This is a genomic window from Streptomyces sp. JLSY215 (assembly GCF_059682825.1).
Genome location: NZ_CM185022.1, coordinates 1,031,409 through 1,047,889, shown reverse-complemented (window position 1 = coordinate 1,047,889; position 16,481 = coordinate 1,031,409). Strand labels below are relative to the sequence as shown.

Sequence of the window (16,481 nt, the reverse complement as noted above, 5' to 3'; positions counted from 1 at the left end):
TTGATCACGTCATGGTCGGTGTGATCACGACATCCGAACCGTCATGGATAGCCCCGTTCACCGGGCTGAGCCCGCGCGTTTTCAGGAAGCTGGTGACCGTTCTGCGGCGCGAGGGTGCGGACGCGGTCCGCAAAGACCGGCCGTGGCGCATTCCGCTGGAGGAGCGGGCGCTGCTGGTCGCGACGTACTGGCGCACGAACCTGACGATGCGACAGCTCGCCCCCTGTTAGGGGTGTCCAAGCCGGCGGCGGACCGGATCATCGACCACCTCGGGCCGATGCTCGCGCTCCGGCCCCGAAAGCGGTTCGCCAAGGACACCGTACTGATCGTGGACGGCACCCTGGTCCCCACCCGGGATCACTCCATCGCCGCGCGGTCGAAGAACTCTCGGTACACCACCAACCACCAGGTCGTCATCGACGCCGACACCTGCCGAGTTGTCGTGGTCGGCCAGCCGCTTGCCGGGAACCGCAACGACTGCAAGGCGTGGGAGGAATCCGGCGCGAAGGCCGCCGTCGGCAGGAGCCTCACGATCGCCGACGGCGTCCACCCAGGCACCGGACTTGTCATCCCGCACCGCCGCGAGCGCGGCCAAGCCGAACTCCCGGCCTGGGAAGAGGAGCGCAACCAGTCCCGGCGCGGCCGATTGCCCCGGAAAGTCTCGTCTTCGTCGAGCCCCAGGAGCTGCCTGGGACCTGGCCGCCGTCCCCGTCGGCCGCCTCACCGCGCAAGTGGCCACCTGTGAAACGCCGGCGAGGGGTTACGGCTCCGGCACCGTGCACGGCCGCGGTCGTTGTGCCGCGTAGCGCTCCGTCGAGAGGGGCGAGCACGAGCAAGTGTCGACAGCCCGGCCCCCGATCCGCCGCACGGACCGGGGGCCGCCTCATGCCCGGTGCCGGGGCCGGCGCGGCGCGCCCGGCAGCACGGGGCGCCCGGTCGGGAACCGTGGCCCGGCTGGGACGCGTCCCCTTCCGGGACCGTGGAATGGAGGCCCATGAGCATCGACGCACCCCACCCGTCCGGGCGGTCGCCACACGGCGGGCCGCGGCCCGCGAGCGACCCACCGCAGCTGTACACGCCGCTGTGGCGACGGCTGCGTGAGGACGAATGGCCGCCGCTGGGTGAGGTGTTGCGGGGGCGGCGGGAGCAGATGCGTCCCGGGGTGTTGCTGGTGCTGCTCCTCCCGTGCCTGTGGTGGCTGACCGTGCCGGTGCTGGTCGGCTATCAACTGGCCCGTACGGCCCGCCGTATGGCGCGCCGGGTCTTCCCCGTACGCCTGGAAGGGCACGTCGAGGATCCCGAGGTGCTCCGGGTGCAGCGGGTGCGGGCCTGGGTGGCCCTCGCCATGTCGGGGTTGCTGCTGGCCGTGTTCGGTGGCTGGCAGGACGTGTGGGAGGCACAGCAGCAGGCCCTGCAACGGCTGTTGTTCGCGCCGTGGTTAGCGCTGTTGAGTGCGGCGGTGGTGGTGGCGCTGCTCTTCTGGGCGGCCAGGCCCGGGACGCGGCGGGCCATGCGGACGCAGCTGTGGCCGTCCGGCCGGTCGGCCCTGTGGTACTTCGGTGCCTGGACGCTGGTGCCGCTGCTGTTCACGGCGGCGGGCAAGGGAATGGGGCTGCTGCCCAGCAGCGCCAACGGGCTGTTCGGACTGCTGCTCTGGGTGTCCGTGATGTTCGTGTGCTGGGCGCCGTTCTGGTGGGTGATCTTCTTCCTCTGCTTCGCCTCCGGTCCGGCGCTACGCCACGCCTTCAACCTGTCCGCCCTGCATGCGGCGCTGCCCGCGCTGGTCACCTCCGTCCTGGTCTGGGTGTTCGCCTTCCTCGGCCTGTCGGCGGGCGGCCTGCCGCCGGGCCCGGTGCCGCTCGCGGTCTGCGCGTTCCTCGGCGGCCCGGTGTCGGTGACGGCGGTGGCCTGGTGGGAGATCCACCGGCTGCGGCATCGGCACGGGGTGCGGTGGCGGGGCTAACGCCGCGAAGCTGAGCGTTCCGGCCCTTCCGCGGTGTCCGGCGGATCGATACCTGCGGCAGGCGAGCCCCGATCGGTGATCCGCAGCGCGCCCGAAGATCGGATCGCCGGGCGGGAGCAGAAACACTGGAAGTGCGTCCACGTCGGGGCCTTCACCGACTGCTTCAGCCTGTTGTACTTCGTGGTGCCGGAGGCGTCCTTGTCGAGCAGCAGGGCCGGCAACCGCTCCCGGTGGGCCTCGCTGAGCGGGTCGTAGATGCCCACGCCCGCGGTACCGCCGGATTCCGGTCTTACTTCGTCGTGGTGTACCGGGCATCGACGTCACTGCGCCGACCTCGCACACGCCGTACGCCGTCAACGCGCAGAAGATGGTCGAGTCGAGTCCCTGCCGCGGCCCTGAACGCCGTTTCCCGACGCGAACTACACCTGGGCGTCGGAGCACGCCCCATCGAGGGGTGGTCGGCCGTGGCAGGCCTGCCCCGCTGACCGGCGATGATGGGTGCGGGCTCCGCGGTGGCGTCCGGTGGGTTCTCGGGGGTGCGGCAGTGATCGAGGTCGGGCAGCAGGGCGCGTTCAGCGTGAATTGTGTCGGTATGGAGCGCCGGCCCTTCCCGTTGAGCTTCAGCGTCCGCGAGACCGAGGGTGCGTGGCAGGTGACGGCCGCCGCGGCCCAGGCGGGCGAGCTGGTCGACCTGCTCGTGGCCGTGGCGAACGACGCGGTGGCGGTGGTGTCGCTGGAGACCAACTCCTACCTGGACGAGGACTGGCAGACACTGCGGCCCTCGCTGATCGCGGCCGAGCTCGGCGTGCTGTGCACGGTCCACTCCCTCGGATCCTGGGCGTCCGGGACGTACGGACTCGGGGAGGAGCTCCTGGTGATGGACCGCGACCTCCTGCCTCGTCTCCTCGACGGCACCTGGTCGCCGTATGAGCTGACCCTGATCGACGTGCCTGCCGACGTGACCCCGGAGCAGCTCGACGAGCTCGCCCTCGTGCTCGGCACGACCGGCGTCGACGAGCCGCTCCTGAGCCGTCTGGGAGACTCCCGAGTCTGGTTCTCGGGTCACGACGACTGCTACGTGATGTTGGAGACCTGCGACCCCGCCCTGCCGACCGCAGTCCTGGCGCGGCTGCTGACGCTGCTGGCCGGCTCCGCCCTCACCGAACTCACCGAGGCGCCCCTCTCACGCGTCCCCGAGCCCGGGCCCTGGCTGCCGGAACGGCTGATCGCCACGGCATCCCACTGGATCGGAGCCCTGGGCAAAGTCACCGAGGATCAGGTATCGATCGAGCTGGCGGCCCTTTCGGAGCCGTGGCGGCTGGGCGTTTCGTTCCCGCCGCAGGCCGACCTCACCGCGACGCTCGACGTACGTCACCGCACCTGGCAGATCGCGCCCGCGGAGTAACACGAGGAGCCACCCCCGCCGAAGGGCCGGACGTCAAAATGTCCCTGGCTGAGGCTGAAGACCTGCTCGGCCCCGGCTCGGCCAGCGAGCGCGAGACCGACCTCGGCCAGTGCCGACCCGCCGACGACGCCGCCGGCGTCGCCGCGGCACACCGGCTTGAGCGGGGTTGTCGATGCTGCTTCTCGGCATTTGCCGGGCCGATGCGGACTTCCACGGCGGCAGGCAGCGCCACCGCCCCAGTTCCCGCAAGGGCCTGTGCGAGAAGCCACTTGGACAGGGAAAACGCAACTTCGACAGGGCCCGCAGAGGCCGCTACCTTCACCTGGTCTTCGGCGATCGCCCACGGTCGCGCAGGAGTTCCTTCAGGCTGAGCCACCCGCGACGGGATGAGTCGGTCACGCCCCACGACTCCTCGCCCCCATGCGGAAGCCACCGAACCGGTTCCACACCAGGCACCCCCAACCAGGGAGAGACGCATGCCCCATCTTGCTCTGTACACATTCGGCGTCCTGAAGTCACCTCTCGCCGATCCCGCACCTCTCACGCGCGAGTTCTACGACATCGGTGAGGCCGTCTACCGGAAGATCAGTCAGCACCCCGGATACCTCGCGCATGCCGAAGCGGCAGACGGTGTCCAGGGCATGCTCTTCGGGGCGGACTGGGGTGCATGGGGAGAGTTCGCCGTACCGACCTGGTACGACAAGGGCCGTACGGTGGAAACCACCGCCCTGGCCACGACCCTCTCACTCTGGACCGACCTGCGCCCCGCCCTCGACGCCGTCTACACCGGTCTGCACCGCGAGGCGCTGAACAGGCGTTACGACTGGTTCGAGAGGACAGGGCACCCGAATTACGTGTTCTGGTGGGTCTCCGACGGCGTGATACCCACCTGGCAGGACGGGGTTTCCAGACTGGAACACCTCCACGACCACGGCTCCGCGCCGCACGCCTTCACCTTCCACCACTCATTCGCCCCGGACGGAACTCCGACCAGGAACAAAGACATCGGGCCGAAGAGCGACCAGGTTCGCTGACAAGGAAGCCTGAACGACTGGATTCGCTGTCAAACGCCTCGATTGAATGACGGCGAACAGCAACGGCCTGGCTTTGTTCACGAGAACCCGGTTCTCGTGAACAAAGCCAAACGGCTCCGACTCCCCGTCACGGACATGCAGCCTATGAGTCGTCGCAGTTCAGAGCCGTTTCACGAGCTCCTGCGGTCGGTAAAGTGGAGTGCAAGCGGGGCGTTGATGCGGGCGTCATCAACCAGGGCTTGTTCTGCTTCTCGTGGTTGATGGACCACCGCGCCTCGTTCGAGCACCTGGTCCGCGGCCGGCTCGGGGCGACGGCCGCGTCCGAGGTCCTGTGGAGCGGACCGCGTCAGATCCGCACCGCCGGCGACTTCACGCGCTACGACGTCCACGCCGTGTGCGAGCACCGGAGGTCGATCGACCTGGTCCGTTACCGACTCTTCGGCAGCGACCTGCTCGGGCTTGAGACCGTGGCGTCCGTCAGCGGCGGGATGCAGGCAACCCACCTGACGCGCCGGCGGGCGGTCGCTCGGGCGTCAGCCGATGTCCAGGGCGCGTCGATGGTGGAACTGGCTCGCGCGGTCGACTAGAGCGTGTCTCTTTGATGGGTTGGTCAGTTGATCGGGTGTGTCCGTCCGATTAGTGATCACTGATGCCATGTGGGACCGGATCGAGCCGTTGATGCCGGCCGATCCGGTCCGTGGTCGACGGTGGGCCGATCACCGCCGCACCCTTGAGGCCATCGCGTGGAAGTACCGGACCTGCTCCCCCTGGAGGGATCTGCCAGGTGAGCTCGGTTCGTTCCAGACCGCTCACAAACGCCTGCTGCGGTGGGCCGTCGATGGCACGTGGGAGCGCATCTTCACCGCGGTCCTGGCTGCGGCGGACGCCGACGACGACGTCGGCTGGACCGTGTCGGTGGACTCCACCGTCTGCCGGGCCCATCAGCACGCCGCCGGCGCGGGGAAAGGGGGGCGGCCGGCCGGTCCGAACCCGTCGATCACGGACTCGGACGCTCCCGCGGCGGACTGAGCACCAAGGTCCACCTGGCAAGCGATGGGCGGGCGCGTCCGCTCGCCCTCGTTATCACTGCAGGCCAGGCCGGCGATGCACCGGCCTTCGAAGCCGTGATGGCCCGCATCCGGGTTCCACGGGCCGGGCTCGGAAGACCCAGAACCCGGCCCACGGCCGTTCTCGCGGATCGTGCGTACTCCTCCCGCGCGATCCGCGGGCATCTTCGCCGCCGCGGCATCCGCTCAGTCATCCCACAGCCCACCGACCAGATCGGCCATCGTCGACGACGCGGCCGACTCGGCGGCAGGCCACCCGGCTTCGATGCCGAGGCCTACAAGCAGCGCAACACCGTCGAACGCTGCATCAACCGCCTCAAGCAGTGGCGCGGTCTGGCCATGCGAACCGACAAACTCGCCATCGCCTACCAGGCTGCACTCCACCTCGCCGCCATCCTCATCTGGACCCGACGCTGACCAAAGAGACAGAACCTAGGCACTGCTCGGGCTCGGGAATGGCGTGAACCGCGTCAAGCGCAAGCAGTACACGGCCTTCCAGCGTCTGCGGAACTTCGCCTGCCGCTGTCCGCCGCAACGGCGTGAGACGCAGCCGCACATGCTCCCCACAGCCCGAGGTGAAGCCGTGGAGAGCATGTGGGCAAGGGCGCCGCGTCGTGTGGCTGACTGCCGCGGCAGTTCACGAGGAGCCTCCTGGCGGTGTCATGCCGCTGCCCGGACGGTGTTGAGGAACTGCTCAACGCCCGGCACTTTCAGGTGGGGTTCGTAGCCGCGTGCGAGGTCGCTGATCTGGCGAAGGCAGCGGGGGCGCCGATCCGCTGGGCGAGCACGAGGGCTTCACCGGCAGTGGCGGCGCTGTGCTCGATGCGGGAGCCAAGGACAAGCTCGCCCAGGTCGACCGTCGTCCCCACACTGCCGTGCATCTGTCGGAGAAGCCGGACGATCTCCGAATCAAGTTCGTCCATGGCCGGCTCCCGTACCCGATCTTCAGCCAAACGTTCGGCCAGGTACCTCACCAACGAGTCAGTCGTCCAGTATGACGTCATCGAATCGGGCAACGAGGGGACTGGCGGACTGATGCTCGATCATGAGCAGGTCGCGATCCACACCGGTCGGCGCTCCCGGCTGCCGGTGATCGTGGCTGTTCACTCGACGGCGCTCGGTCCGGCGGCCGCCGGCCTCCGGCTCTGGCACTGCCCCGAGCCCCCGGCGGCGTAGCGTCCCGGCTCGCCGGCTCTCCCGCCGAGCTCCGCTTCACCTGGCTCAACGCCGCACTGCTCGCGCAGACCGGCGGACGGCAGGGCGTACAGACCACCCGAAGGAGCACGCCATGACCCCCGACGCGGGTACCACCGTCGACCACTACGACCGACTGCTCGCCGAGCACTACACCTGGATGCTGGGCGGCGACATCCACGAGATCGCCGACCGGCAAGCCGCGCTGCTCGCGGAACTCGGCCTGGCGGGGACCGAAGACGACGGGACGGCCATCGACCTGGGCTGCGGCTCCGGTGCACAGACGCTGGCGCTGGTCCGTCTCGGCTTCTCCTCCGTGATCGCAGTGGACAACAGCCGCCGGCTGCTCGACGAGCTCGTCTCGTACGTCCCCGGCGCCGAGGCGGTACGGCCGGTGCACGGCGACATTCGCACCGTGCTGCCCGAGGCGGCCGAGCCGGGCACGGTCGCGGCAGTCGTCTGCATGGGTGACACGCTTCCCCACCTCCCGTCCAAGGCGGACGTCCCCGTGCTGCTCGGCCACATCAGCCGTGCCCTCGCCTCGGGCGGCCATCTCGTCGTCACCTACCGCGATCTCACAGTGGAGCTGCGCGGCACGGACCGTTTCATCCCGGTCCGCAGCAGCGACGACCGGCTGCTCACCTGCTTCCTCGAATACCGCGACGAGGACACGGTGATCGTCCACGACCTGCTCCACACCCGGACGGACGGCTCCTGGCAGCAACAGGCAAGCAGCTACCCCAAGCTGCGGATCGCGTCCTCCTGGCTGGTCGAACAGTGCCGGGCCGCGGGACTGGACATCCGCCACGACGCTGCAGACTCCAGGGGGATGCGGATCCTCCACGCCGTGAAGCCCTGACGGGTTTTCATGGCTCTCGTGCGACACCGGCGATGACCGTGGGGTGACGACCTTGCGGACGGCCGCGGTCTTGGCACGGTGCCTTCCCCTTTGGCGAACAGCAGGTGCCCGGCGCCGCCCTCTTCTCCGCGACTGCCGACCCCGACGGGGACTTCGACGGCGCCACGGACAACCCCGCTGCGTCGCTACGGCATGGGAGGCGTGGCGGACCGAGGTGGCCTTCGCCGAACGGTTCGTCACCGAGGCCCCCGACCTCGACGTTGAGGGCGACGACTCCTGGCGTGCGGCGCACTGCGCTTTGCCCGTACTGCCGCACCCGTTCTCCCGCCCGACGGATCGATCGGCTCCGTGCTGTCCTTGTCAGTGAAATCCCCCTGGCCGAACATGAGCGTGTCCAACGGACTTTGCCCAGGACTCGCCATGGCCGCCAAGACGCCGGCCGCTGAGCTGAGGCCACGTGGCATCAGAGTCAACGGCTTCAAAGTCGGCTCAACTAGCAATCGACCGCCCCGAAAGCCTGGAGCAGGCCAACGGCGATCCGCAGCGAGCACGCGCCGAACGGACGGCCGAAATCCCACTGCGACGCTACGGCGCACCTGAGGAGTTCGGCCGCATGGCCGCCGTCATCCTGTCACCGACAGCGTCCTGCATCACTGGCACCGCGATCCACATCGATGGCGGCGCCCTACGCACCCTGTGACGTCACCACGCACTATCTGTGTCGGTGCCCCGACCATGCCTATCTGGGCAGCCTCTAAGAACCACTAACACAATGCGGTTGGGCCGGCTTCTTCCTGTTGGGCTCAGTTGTCGGGCACTGAGGAGCGTGGACCATGACCAGCTGTGGCTCGTCCTGGTCGCTCTTCACGGGCTCCGCCCCTGTCAATCTCGCGCGCCCCGAGTTCGCGGGCGGTCTCTATGAATGCCCGTACATGCGGCGCGGGGGCGGACTCGGGCAGGACGAGCGCCCATTGGGTGAGTGGCGCATCATCGATCGGGACCAGCACCACTCCGGGGTAGCTGTAATAGCGGGGGACATGGGCGTTGAGCGGGCAGACCACGCGCCCGGTGGCGACCAGGGCCAGGACCTCGTGGAAGGTCCTCGCCTGAGGGCCGCGGTGGACCAGGCGCCCGCCCGGCGTCCGCTCCGGGCACATCGCCCCGAACCACTCCTCGGGAGTACGCGTGCCGGGGTCCGGAACTGTCCGACCGGCCAGATCCTCAAGCGACACACGAGCCCGTGACGCCAAATCGGAGCCCTTGGCCACAGCCAGGACCCGGCCCTCCGTCAGCACTACGGGCCCGAGCCGGAGTCCGGGTTCAGGCACCGGGAGCCACATCAGTTGGGCCGCTACCTCGCCGGCCCGGATCCGGGCGAGCGGATCGCTGAAGTGGTACTCCACGAACTCCACGCTGCACTGGGGGTGGCGGGCGCAGAACTCCTCGACCAGCCAGGCCAATTCGGAGGGGAGTACGCCCATCGCCCCCAGCCGAACGGTCCCGGAGCAGCCGCGGGCGGTCTCCTCCGCACGGGTCAGGGCTTTGCGGATCAACCCGTAGCCGGGGTGGAGATCGTCGCGCAGCCGCTGACCCAGGGGCGTCAGTGTCACGGAGCGGGTGCTGCGGTCGAACAAGGCGCCGCCCAGGCGGCGTTCCTGCCGGCTGATGGACTGGCTGACGCGTGCCTGGGAGAGATGCAGCCGCTCCGCGGTCCGGCCGAAGTGCAGCTCCTCGGCGAGCGTCAGGAAGATCTCGATGTCCCGCAGTTCCACGGCTCTCCCATTTATCACTCCCGCTTATGGCTGCCTTGCGGAAATCGTCGTTGTTCCGGCCGAACAGCCTAGGTGAGACTGGGCGCTGTCCCGCTGTCCCGCTGTCCCGCTGTCCCGCCGTCCCGCCGGCACCCGGCTGGAAGCAGCGTCAGCCGTGCCTGCCTGCCCTTTCTCCTCTCCGCATCGTCCGCCGCCGCGGACCGCACCGCACCGCACCGTACAAAGGACCCTCACCTTGGCACCTGATCCGGCCACCGTTCACCCGCTGTCCGCGCACGACCGGGTGGTGTTCCTCAAACCGCTGGTCGCCTCACCGAAGATCGTCGTTGGCGAGTACACCTACTACGACGACCCCGGCGGTGCGACGGAGTTCGAGCACCGCAACGTGCTGTACGCCTACGGGCCGGAACGCCTGATCATCGGCAGGTACGGCGCGATCGCCACGGGAACCCGCTTCCTGATGGCCGGCGCGGAGCATCCGACGGCGGGTGTGTCCACCTTCCCGTTCACCATGTTCGGCGGCCGCTGGGCCGAGGAAACCCTGGACATCGTCACGGCCATGCCCAGCCGCGGGGACACGGTCATCGGCAATGACGTCTGGTTCGGCCACCAGGCGACCGTCATGCCGGGTGTGCACATCGGCGACGGCGCCATCATCGCGGCCGGCGCCCTGGTCACCGCCGACGTTCCTCCCTACACCATCGTCGGTGGCAACCCGGCCAGGCCGATCCGGCAGCGGTTCGCCGACGACGACGTCGAACGACTCCTCCGCGCGGCATGGTGGGACTGGCCTACCGACCTGGTCACCGAATACGCCCGCACCATCATGGCCGGAACTCCCGCGGACATCGCACGCATCGCCGCCGAGCACGATCTGGAGAAACCCCTGTGACCCACGTGTCCATCGACGAGCACGCCGTGACTGACGGCGAAGCCGGACCGTACTCCATCACCACCGGGCCGGACGGCGCACTGTGGTTCACCCTGGTCCACAGCGGCCAGGTAGGTCGGCTGATCCCCGGCGGACAACCAACGAGCCACCAGCTCGACCCCGCCTGCGGGCCGACCGTCATCGTCCACGGCCCCGACGACGCCCTGTGGTTCACCCAGTACCAGGCACACCGGATCGGGCGGATCACCACCGGCGGCGTCATCGACAACTTCGCGATACCCACCCCCGGCTGCGGGCCCTTCGGTATCGCAGCAGGGCCGGACGGTGCCCTGTGGTTCACCGAGACCACCGCCGACCGCATCGGTCGCATCACCCTCGACGGCCGGGTCACCGAGTTCCCGCTCCCGGTCACGGGCGCATTCCCTTCCGCGATCACCGCCGGCGCCGACGGCGCGATGTGGTTCACGCTCAACCAGGCGAACGCCATCGGGCGGATCGGCATGGACGGCGTAGTGGCCCTTCACTCACTGCCGACCGAGGACGCCGCTCCGGTAGGCATCACCGCGGGGCGCGACGGGGCGCTGTGGTTCGTCGAGATCTCCGCCGGTCAGATCGGGCGGATCACCCCCGACGGGCAGGTCATCGAGTTTCCGCTGCCCGACCGCGCAGCCCGGCCCCACGCCATCACCGTCGCCGACGACGGCACTGCGTGGTTCACCGAGTGGGGCGGCAACCGCGTCGGCTCGATCACTCCCGACGGCACCATCACCGTGCACGACCTGCCCACCCCCGGCTCCGAGCCGCACGGCATCACCCCAGGTCCCGACGGCGCCTTGTGGGCAGCTCTGGAGATCGGTGCGCTGGCTCGCATCGCCCCCGTGGACAACGCCACCTGACCAACGACCCCCTTACACCCGCCAACGTCAACAACGGCCGCCCACACGGCGACCGGAGAGGAACATCCGTGAAATACGCACTCGTGATCTTTGAGACAGATGAGTCACGCCGCCGGATCCAGGCCGACCGGGACACCTACCGCGCGGATTACCAGACCTGGATCGGCACACTTGCGGCGGCCGGAAAGCTGGTCGGCGGCGACGCCCTGGAAACCGAGCACAACACCCCGGCGACCGTGCGCAAGACGACAGACGGGGCGTCTTCCGTGACCGACGGGCCCGCGCACACCGGCGAGGAGACCCTCGGCGGCTGGTTCGTGGTTGAGGTGGCCGACCGTGCAGAGGCCGTCGAACTGGCCAAGTCCCTGCCTACTCCGGAGACGGTCGAGATCCGCCCGCTCCTCGAATCCGCCTGAGCCCAACCACCGTCGTAACGAAGCGGTTCGAACGGGAACGCCGCGCTTCGCAGCTGCCGTCGGCACCGTTGACGCCGTACCGCACGCCTGCCGAAGTTCAGGAAAGCCGGTCGATCGCTCGGACACGTCGGTAGGTGATCACGCAGCGGGCAACCTTAAGGGGGGCTTCATGGATGTCGTCACGTGCGGCGTACCACGGCGGGCAATGACGGGCTTGATCCCGCGCTCCCGCACTCCCGCAGCAAGCGGCGGCGGTACTTGTCGAAGTCGTAGCCCCGATCGGCGAACGGCTCGCGTCGCCGGTGGCCGGGACGGCCGGTTCGACGCTTGACGTGGGGAATCGCGTCGAGTGGAGGCAGGAACTCGGTGACGTCATGGCGGTTCCCGCCGGTCAGCGTGATGGCCAACGGAGTGCCGCGAGCGTCTGTGATCACATGGTGTTTCGAGCCCGGTCTTCCACGGTCGACCGGGCTCGGCCCCGTTTTTGGGCCGCCCCGACGTGCCGGTCGATGCGACCCGTCGATCACCGCCCTTGACCAGTCCGGCTCATGGGCCTGGTGCAGCTCGCTCAAGAGCGCCTGGTGTAGCCGGTCCCACATCCCAGCGACGTGCCAGTCCTCAGCCTCCGCCAGCAAGTCATCCCGGAGCCGAAACCCAGTTCCTGCGGCAGCCACTCCCACTGAATACCGGTGTGCAGCACGCACAGGATTCCGCTTAGTACGTGCCGGTCAGAGAGCGGCTTGCGGCCCGGATAGCGAAAACGCCGTGAACCCCATGACCCCTCGTTGACGCCTCAACCTCAGAATGCGCCATCGTGGAAGCCGGCGTCGCCGCCAAAACGAGAGTTCGATGGTGGATGCGGCCGACATGGCGCGGCTCTCTCAAGGGTGCCATGGTGGCTCCGACGCCCCCAGACTCATCCGATTGACTTAGATCGCACTTCAAGTTCTACCGTGACTGATATGACCGAATCGGCAAGGGTCGAGCACACGCGCGCGATGTCGATCTCCGATGTCGCCGAACGCACCGGACCCTCGACGCACACGCTGCGCTACTACGAGCGCGAAGGGCACGTGTTCGCGCCGGTCGACAGGGCACCGTCGACCCATCGCCGATACACCAAGGCCGACCTCAATTGGATGACCCTTCTCGCCAAGCTGCGCATGACCTCGATGCCCATCGCCACAATGCGCGAAGACGGCGAGCCTCGCCGCCATCGACTACAAGATCGGTCTCTATCAAGAAAGGGTGTCCGCATGAAGAAGATCACCCTGGGAGGAGAGGGGCTCGAGGTCTCGCGTCTGGGCCTCGGCTGCATGGGCATGTCCGGGGGCTACACCGGCGCCGGCACCGACGACCTCGGGTCGATCGCCACGATCCACCGCGCCATGGAGCTGGGCGTCACCTATTTCGACACCGCCGAGATCTACGGTCCGTACACGAACGAGGAACTGCTGGCCAAGGCGTTCGCCGGCCACCACGACGAGGTGGTCATCGCCACCAAGTTCGGCCAGATCAACCATCTCGTGCCCGAGGAGAACGGACTGCCTGTCCTCGGGCTGAACGGCACCCCCGAGAATGTGCGGCGGTCGGTCGAGGGCTCGCTGCGACGCTTGAACACCGACTACATCGACCTCTACTACCAGCACCGGATAGACCCGGGGACGCCGATCGAGGACACGGTCGGGACGCTTTCCGAGCTGATCGAGGAAGGCAAGATCCGCCACTACGGGCTGTCGGAGGCGGCGCCCGCCACCATCCGGCGTGCGCACGCCGTGCACCCGGTGACCGCCATCCAGACCGAGTACTCGCTGTGGACGCGCGACCCCGAAGCCGAAGTGCTTCCCACCGTGCGCGAGCTCGGCATCGGCTTCGTGCCCTACTCGCCGCTCGGCCGCGGTTTCCTCACCGGCACGATCCGCTCGCTCGACCAGCTCGACGCCGACGACTGGCGCCGGTCCAACCCACGCTTCGAGGGGGACAACCTTGAGGCGAACATCCGGATCGTGGAGCAGGTGGACGACGTCGCCAAGCAGCTCGGCGCGACGCCCGCTCAGGTTGCGCTCGCGTGGCTGCTCGCGCAAGGCGACGACATCGCGCCCATCCCCGGCACGCGCCGCGTCGCCAATCTGGAGCAGAACGTGGTGGCGGACGAGCTGGTGCTCTCGGCCGAGCAGCTGAAGCAGCTGTCCGAGGTGGCGGCGCCGGTCGGCGACCGGTACGCCGACATGAGCCGCATCAACCGATAGTCCACGCCCGTTCGGAGTGGCCCCCGCTCACGCGAGTCGCGTCCACGCACAGGGCTGGTCCGGAACGCAGGCGTCCTCCTCGTTGACCAACTCTTCGACAATCCCTCAACTCGAACGAGGAACACTGGGACGCCGAATACCGGATGATCACTGCATTCTTGCCGTTGCCATTCGCCGGTGAGTCCCAGTCGATCACCTATCCGAAGGGAACCGCATCGCTGGGAGCCACGAACTGCCGGTCGTTCAGCGATAGGTTCCCGACCTTCAGGGGACGGACCAATGGCGCGGCTTTGGAGTTGTTGGACGCTTGGCCTTGGTCAAGACCTCGTCGGCGGCCTTGGTCCAGGTGAACGGGTAGGTGCGCTCGTTGTTCCAGCCGTCGATGAAGGCGCGGATTTCAGCGTGCAGATCGGGCACCTACTTGAAGTCACCGCGGCGAATGGCCTGGCGCTCGACGATGGCGAACCAGACCTCCACGAGGTTCATCCACGAAGCAGACCGGCTGGCCGCGCATGAACCTGGCGCCCCTCATCAGGCCCCTTGGAATCGGCCATCTAGGCTGGCGCGGTGACTGATGAGCAGGAGCGGGTGCAGCCGTCGGGAGTGTGGGCCACGGCGGTGGGAGTGGCCAGGGTGCGGGCGCTGGAGACCGAGCGGGAGAACGCGCTGTTCCGCGACCCACTGGCACAGGCCTTCGCCACCGCCGGCGGCCTGTGGCCCTCCTCGCCGCCGCCCGATGACGAGGCCGCGCGACGCCGCCGGCTGGCCGTGTCGTCCTCCATCGTCATCAGGACGAAGTTCCTCGACGACCTGTTGCAGCAGGCCTCCGCGTCCGGGGTCCGGCAGGTCGTGCTGCTCGGCGCCGGTATGGACAGCCGGGCCTTCCGGATGGACTGGCCCGAGGGCACCCGCCTGTTCGAGGTCGACACCGCCGCGCCACTGGACTTCAAGGCTTCGGTGCTGCGCCAGGAGCGGGCCGTCGCACGCTGCGAGCGGATCACCGTCGCGGTGGATCTGCGGGAGGACTGGCCAGGCGCGCTGGCGGCCGCAGGGCACGATGCGGCGGTGCCGACCGTGTGGATCGCCGAAGGACTGCTGATCTACCTGCCCGAGGACGCGGTGGAGCTGCTGCTGGCCCGGATCAGCGCGCAGTCGGCGGCAGGCAGTCGGATGGGGCTGGCGTTGGGCTCGCGCGGCGTGATCGAGCGCTTCGGCGCGGACGCCGCGCCGGGATCGGCGGCGTCCATGTGGGTTTCGGAGATGCCCGACGACCCGGTGGGCTGGCTGGCCGGGCACGGCTGGGAGGCCGACAGCCACACCCTGCGCGAGCGCGCTGCCGCCTACGGCCGCCCGATCAGCACCCCGCCGCAGCGCGAGGAGCGGCCCGGCGGACTGATCTCGGCGGTCCGCCGGTAGAGGGCCTCCCGGGTCCCTGGATGATCGATTCCAAGGGGGCCTGATGAGTGGAGCCAGGTTCATGCGAGGCCAGCCGGTCATGGGCGCATTGACCGGCTACGACCACTGAGCTTGTTCTTTATGGCCTGAGCTGGTCGCGTTCGGCGATGGTCCGGGCCGCCTGGCCGTTTTGCCCATGTCGTGGCGGGGTGGCGGGGTGGCGGTTCTTCGAGCCGAGCGGTCTGCCGGGGCCGGGCCGGGCCGGTCGGGTTTCGGTGCACGGGCCGGGAAGGGCAAGTTCGGGCGGAGATTCCTGAACCCCCAGCGGCCCCGGGCGGGAGTCGGCCGGGCTCGGTCGGCTTCTCCCAGGGGCGGCGGAGGTCCGCGGCCAGCGGCCGGGCCAGGCGAAGTTGGGTGTGGGCCGCGATGACCAGCCAGGTCCACCGGTCCGCCGCCTCGGGGGTGCGAGGCTTCGGGCGGGTCCGTCCAGCCCAGCGTCTGCTCGATCATCCGAAAAGTGTGTTCCAGGTCGAATCTGCGCAGGAACGCCTGCCGGCGCAGGTCGACGCCCTCGCCCGACAGGCCGGTGGCCGACGACCACAGCCAGACGGGGAGTGGGTCGTGGCCGTCGGGCAGGCGGTCGACCTCCAGACGGATCAACGTGCCCTCGATGGCGGGGAGTTCACTGGTGTGGTCGATCCATGCGGAGCGAGTGGTCAGACGAGGATGGATGCGGTTCCAGGCCATTGCGCGGGCGGTGCCATGGCGGTCGGTGACCTGTACCGTCGCGGCATCGGGCTCGCCCCAGGTGTCAGGCTCGGCGAAGCGGAGTTCCTTGCCGTGCTTCGGCGGGCGCCCGCCCTGTGGCGGTGAGATCCACGGCACCGGGACGTCCTGCTGAAAGGGGCGAAGGTGTGTAGCGTCGACATGCCCTCCTCGGTGGCCGAGAAGCTGACGCGCCATGTCGGCATGTTCTCGCCGGCGGAGGTGGAGCTTCCGTGGGAGAAGCCGGGGTCGGATGGGCCGCGGAGGAATTTCTCCCTGCTGCTTCCCGCGCGATTCGGTAACGCCGTGGCCGTGAACACGTGGAACACCCACAGCTGGAAACCCGCGCTTGCCAAAGCCGGTGTCATCCCTCCGCGTCCCAAGGGTGCGAAGCCGTGGCAGTGGGAGGCGGCGCCGAAGGACGGCTTCCACGTGCTGTGGCACACCTACGCCTCGATGATGGCGGAGGCGGGGGAGTCCGTGGTGACTGTGGCGCGGTGGGTGGCTCGGGCACTCCTCGCCGGCTGTCACGCTCGGTTACTATGCGCACGGTCGTGCCGGGGGCCGGGAGCAA

At 68.9% G+C, this 16,481-nt stretch carries 16 protein-coding genes and 6 pseudogenes; 16 read left to right on the top strand and 6 right to left on the bottom strand.

Going from position 1 to position 16,481, the window contains the following annotated elements; translation table 11 throughout:
- Positions 1-11: 11 nt before the first annotated feature.
- Together AC5677_RS04590 and AC5677_RS04585 are read left to right on the top strand one after the other, a co-directional pair.
- Positions 12-640: pseudogene (locus AC5677_RS04590) on the top strand (transposase family protein); the annotation flags it as partial.
- A 354-nt stretch (positions 641-994) separates the two neighbouring features.
- The gene (locus AC5677_RS04585) at positions 995-1,963 is read left to right on the top strand and encodes a hypothetical protein (protein ID WP_497193715.1); all 969 of its coding nucleotides are present in this window, start codon (positions 995-997) and stop codon (positions 1,961-1,963) included.
- On the opposite strand, the gene AC5677_RS04580 is transcribed toward AC5677_RS04585, so the two are convergent.
- Entirely contained in the window at positions 1,960-2,226 is a 267-nt protein-coding gene (locus AC5677_RS04580) for a hypothetical protein (RefSeq protein ID WP_497193714.1), read from the bottom strand. The genes AC5677_RS04585 and AC5677_RS04580 overlap by 4 nt on opposite strands.
- 329 nt (positions 2,227-2,555) lie before the next feature.
- Here AC5677_RS04580 and AC5677_RS04575 point away from each other — a divergent pair, with 329 nt between their 5' ends.
- The 5 genes and pseudogenes from AC5677_RS04575 to AC5677_RS04555 form a co-directional block, all read left to right on the top strand.
- Positions 2,556-3,368, top strand: coding sequence for a hypothetical protein (locus AC5677_RS04575; RefSeq protein ID WP_497193713.1), 813 nt, complete (start codon positions 2,556-2,558; stop codon positions 3,366-3,368).
- A gap of 476 nt (positions 3,369-3,844) precedes the next feature.
- Positions 3,845-4,402, top strand: coding sequence for a DUF3291 domain-containing protein (locus AC5677_RS04570; protein WP_497193712.1), 558 nt, complete (start codon positions 3,845-3,847; stop codon positions 4,400-4,402).
- A gap of 194 nt (positions 4,403-4,596) precedes the next feature.
- A pseudogene (locus AC5677_RS04565) lies at positions 4,597-4,986 on the top strand (DUF5655 domain-containing protein); the annotation flags it as partial.
- 70 nt (positions 4,987-5,056) lie between these two features.
- Positions 5,057-5,886 (top strand): IS5 family transposase gene (locus AC5677_RS04560; protein ID WP_497193711.1). Its coding sequence is split into 2 segments (ribosomal slippage): positions 5,057-5,395 and positions 5,398-5,886, totalling 828 coding nucleotides; the frame shifts between segments, so codons are not numbered across the junction.
- Between the two features lie 19 nt (positions 5,887-5,905).
- Positions 5,906-6,007 (top strand): annotated as a pseudogene (locus AC5677_RS04555) (DUF5655 domain-containing protein); the annotation flags it as partial.
- Between the two features lie 172 nt (positions 6,008-6,179).
- On the opposite strand, the gene AC5677_RS04550 reads toward AC5677_RS04555, so the two are convergent.
- Positions 6,180-6,392, bottom strand: coding sequence for a hypothetical protein (locus tag AC5677_RS04550; RefSeq protein ID WP_497193710.1), 213 nt, complete (start codon positions 6,390-6,392; stop codon positions 6,180-6,182).
- Here AC5677_RS04550 and AC5677_RS04545 point away from each other — a divergent pair.
- From AC5677_RS04545 to AC5677_RS04535, 3 genes are all read left to right on the top strand, one after another.
- On the top strand, positions 6,391-6,645 hold the full coding sequence (locus tag AC5677_RS04545; RefSeq protein ID WP_497193709.1) for a hypothetical protein: 255 nt from the start codon (positions 6,391-6,393) through the stop codon (positions 6,643-6,645). The two genes, AC5677_RS04550 and AC5677_RS04545, sit on opposite strands and share 2 nt — an antisense overlap.
- 112 nt (positions 6,646-6,757) lie before the next feature.
- Positions 6,758-7,522, top strand: a complete 765-nt coding sequence (locus AC5677_RS04540) for a class I SAM-dependent methyltransferase (RefSeq protein WP_497193708.1) — start codon at positions 6,758-6,760, stop codon at positions 7,520-7,522.
- A 457-nt stretch (positions 7,523-7,979) separates the two neighbouring features.
- A complete protein-coding gene (locus AC5677_RS04535; RefSeq protein ID WP_497193707.1) occupies positions 7,980-8,222 on the top strand; it encodes an SDR family oxidoreductase in 243 nt (80 codons plus the stop codon).
- A 103-nt stretch (positions 8,223-8,325) separates the two neighbouring features.
- Here AC5677_RS04535 and AC5677_RS04530 read toward each other — a convergent pair whose 3' ends face one another.
- Complete coding sequence (locus AC5677_RS04530) at positions 8,326-9,294, bottom strand: LysR family transcriptional regulator (RefSeq protein WP_497193706.1); 969 nt, start codon at positions 9,292-9,294, stop codon at positions 8,326-8,328.
- A 235-nt stretch (positions 9,295-9,529) separates the two neighbouring features.
- Here AC5677_RS04530 and AC5677_RS04525 point away from each other — a divergent pair, with 235 nt between their 5' ends.
- The 3 genes from AC5677_RS04525 (at position 9,530) to AC5677_RS04515 (ending at position 11,498) form a co-directional block, all read left to right on the top strand.
- Complete coding sequence (locus tag AC5677_RS04525; protein WP_497193705.1) at positions 9,530-10,186, top strand: CatB-related O-acetyltransferase; 657 nt, start codon at positions 9,530-9,532, stop codon at positions 10,184-10,186.
- Positions 10,187-10,191: 5 nt separating this feature from the next.
- Positions 10,192-11,082 (top strand): Vgb family protein, encoded by an 891-nt coding sequence (locus tag AC5677_RS04520; RefSeq protein WP_497196508.1) that lies wholly within the window; start codon positions 10,192-10,194, stop codon positions 11,080-11,082.
- Positions 11,083-11,150: 68 nt separating this feature from the next.
- The gene (locus tag AC5677_RS04515; RefSeq protein ID WP_497193704.1) at positions 11,151-11,498 is read left to right on the top strand and encodes a YciI family protein; all 348 of its coding nucleotides are present in this window, start codon (positions 11,151-11,153) and stop codon (positions 11,496-11,498) included.
- A 97-nt stretch (positions 11,499-11,595) separates the two neighbouring features.
- Here AC5677_RS04515 and AC5677_RS04510 read toward each other — a convergent pair.
- A pseudogene (locus tag AC5677_RS04510) lies at positions 11,596-12,264 on the bottom strand (IS5 family transposase); the annotation flags it as partial.
- Positions 12,265-12,460: 196 nt separating this feature from the next.
- Here AC5677_RS04510 and AC5677_RS04505 point away from each other — a divergent pair.
- Together AC5677_RS04505 and AC5677_RS04500 are read left to right on the top strand one after the other, a co-directional pair.
- Positions 12,461-12,673 (top strand): annotated as a pseudogene (locus tag AC5677_RS04505) (MerR family transcriptional regulator); the annotation flags it as partial.
- A gap of 81 nt (positions 12,674-12,754) precedes the next feature.
- Positions 12,755-13,747, top strand: a complete 993-nt coding sequence (locus tag AC5677_RS04500) for an aldo/keto reductase (protein ID WP_497196507.1) — start codon at positions 12,755-12,757, stop codon at positions 13,745-13,747.
- Between the two features lie 264 nt (positions 13,748-14,011).
- Here the strand turns inward: AC5677_RS04500 and AC5677_RS04495 are convergent, their stop codons facing one another.
- On the bottom strand, positions 14,012-14,164 hold the full coding sequence (locus AC5677_RS04495) for a hypothetical protein (RefSeq protein ID WP_497193703.1): 153 nt from the start codon (positions 14,162-14,164) through the stop codon (positions 14,012-14,014).
- 186 nt (positions 14,165-14,350) lie between these two features.
- Between AC5677_RS04495 and AC5677_RS04490 the strand changes: the two genes are divergently transcribed.
- Positions 14,351-15,163, top strand: coding sequence for an SAM-dependent methyltransferase (locus AC5677_RS04490; protein ID WP_497196506.1), 813 nt, complete (start codon positions 14,351-14,353; stop codon positions 15,161-15,163).
- A gap of 118 nt (positions 15,164-15,281) precedes the next feature.
- Here the strand turns inward: AC5677_RS04490 and AC5677_RS04485 are convergent.
- Positions 15,282-16,009: pseudogene (locus AC5677_RS04485) on the bottom strand (NF041680 family putative transposase); the annotation flags it as partial.
- Positions 16,010-16,481 lie beyond the last annotated feature (472 nt).